General features: G+C 32.7%; 1 protein-coding gene. It reads right to left on the bottom strand.

Translation table 11 applies throughout. The features are described 5' to 3' along the window. Positions 1-4: 4 nt before the first annotated feature. Positions 5-2,281 (bottom strand): endonuclease (locus ABY863_RS13470; RefSeq protein WP_372795689.1); only part of this gene is annotated, 2,277 nt, incomplete at its 5' end.

Raw genomic sequence — 2,281 nt, 5'->3', positions numbered from 1 at the left:
TTGTTTATTGAACTATCAACCTTTTAGCTGAATAGGCATTTTTATTCGTTATTTTAACAATATACATTCCTTTAGGAATGTTATTAATTTTAACCCTATTATAAATTAGTGTTGGTTTCTGAATATTAATAACCAGTTGCCCCATTAAATTATAAAACTGTATTGCCTCAATCTCCGTATTGTTTTGTACAGAAATTGTTACTTGATTAGTTATGGATGGATTTGGATAAACACTAAATAAGTTTTGAACAAAATCTGGTGTAGACAACGTGCTTAATGTATGTGCTCCTAGTCCATCAAATGTATCAGTTGGATAAGAAGAATCCCATTCACTTATTGTATAAGTTGTATTAGGTGAATTGATGGTGCTTTTTCTTCTTAAAGTAACATTTTCAGCGTAAACAGTAGCACTATTAAAAACACCTAAAAGATCAATTAACACATCATTTTTAAATAGCCCTATAGGGTCATTTCCATTAAAATCAATTGGAGCTAAAGTTGTTTGGTTAGCAATAGATGTAACAGCAGCTACGGAAGCTGAATTGGCTACTAAATGAACACTTCCATTAGCTAAAGTTCCAACTAAAGGAAAATCATTTACCCAAACTCCAGCTCCATTTGCCTGTTTTCTAAGAGAGTAATTAGCTAAATTGACAGAACTTCCAGTGAAATTGGCAATTTCAATAGCTTTATTATTGCTGCTTCCTTCAACATATTCTGAGATAAATAATTCAGTACCACCAGCATTAGCTGCTGTAGTTGTTACTGCTGCCGTATTACTTACCAATGAAGTATTACCAGCAGCATCTTTTGCATACACTGTAAAATTATAAGAAGTACTTGCTGTTAAACCAGTTACTGTATATGAATTGATTGCAGAAGAAGTTAAAAATAGGCCATCTTTAAAAATTTCATAGGAAGCAACACCAACATTATCTGTTGAAGCAGTCCAAGATAAATTTGCTCCTGTACTTGTTGTACCACTGGCAATTAAATCTACAATTGCTGTAGGAACTTCAGTATCTGCAGTTCCTGAATAGCATGACCAAGATAAATTATCTAAAGCTATTCTGTTTGAATTACTGTTACTAACAGAAATAATAATGTCACCCGAAATATTAAGTCCCGCTATAGTCGAAGTTTGAATTGTAGTACTATATGGTATTGTTCCAACAATGGAGCCATTTATACTAATATTTAGATTACCAGGGCTGTCAGCAAATGGTAGAAGGGTTGTAATAGTTAATTCAGAAATACCACCTGAAACAGCACTAGAAGTTAAAGATCCATTTCTAACCAAAATAGTTCTACTTCCTGAAATTAATTGATCATTTCTAGAATCAGTTGAAGTCCAAGATACACCATTATCACCAGCCCAATTGTATGTTGTATAACTTGAAGAGTTTGTACCAATATTTGTAAACGTTTCATAACCACAGAAACTTGGTATTGCAGTTGTTGTACCATCTACAGCAATACTTTGTATAGATTCATTAGTTGCACCATCTTTTGCTAAAACGGTAAAACTATAGGTAGTTGTTACTGAAAGTCCTGTAATTGTATAAGTTGTTGAAACAGAAGAAGCTTTGTAAACTCCGTCTACATAAATATCGTATCCAGTTACGCCAACATTATCTGTTGAAGCACTCCAAGATAAATCTATGGTTGAACTTGTTTCATTACTGACAATAAGATTTAAAGGAATAGAAGGAGCATCAACATCTATAATATTTGTAGTAGTAATGGTTTCCATATTACTAACTGTTGAAGTATTCCCAAAAGCATCTTTAGCAAACACTGTAAAGTCATAAGTTGTATTTTGAGTCAATCCAGTAACATTGTATGAATTTATAGCTGAAGAAGCTAAAAACACACCATCTTTAAAAATTTGATAGCTAGTAACTCCAATATTATCTGTAGAGATTGTCCAGTTTAAATCTACAGTCGTATTTGTAATATTTGATGCTATTAAGTTTGTTGGTGCTGTTGGTGCTTGTGTATCTGGTGTTGTACTCCAAATTTGTGCTACATATTCTGGATGATCAATAAATGGGTTTCTATTGCCTTGTCGTGCATAAATAGCATTATTTCTATCTATTTCATGTGTGCTAACAGGATCATTTGTATGCCAAGTCATAAGTACTGTTAGAAAAGGTTCTGCAAATACTTGATCTGTTGTACCATTAAACATGTCATAAGAAACTCCCCAAGTTGTTATTACATTTTCATAGCGTGTCGCAAAATAAAAATACATACGCGCAATATCTCCTTTAAATTCATC

The sequence above is a fragment of the Lutibacter sp. genome (assembly GCF_041562875.1).
Taxonomy (GTDB): Bacteria; Bacteroidota; Bacteroidia; order Flavobacteriales; family Flavobacteriaceae; genus Lutibacter.
Note: the sequence above shows the minus strand (reverse complement) of the source record. Positions and strands in the feature narration are given on the sequence as shown.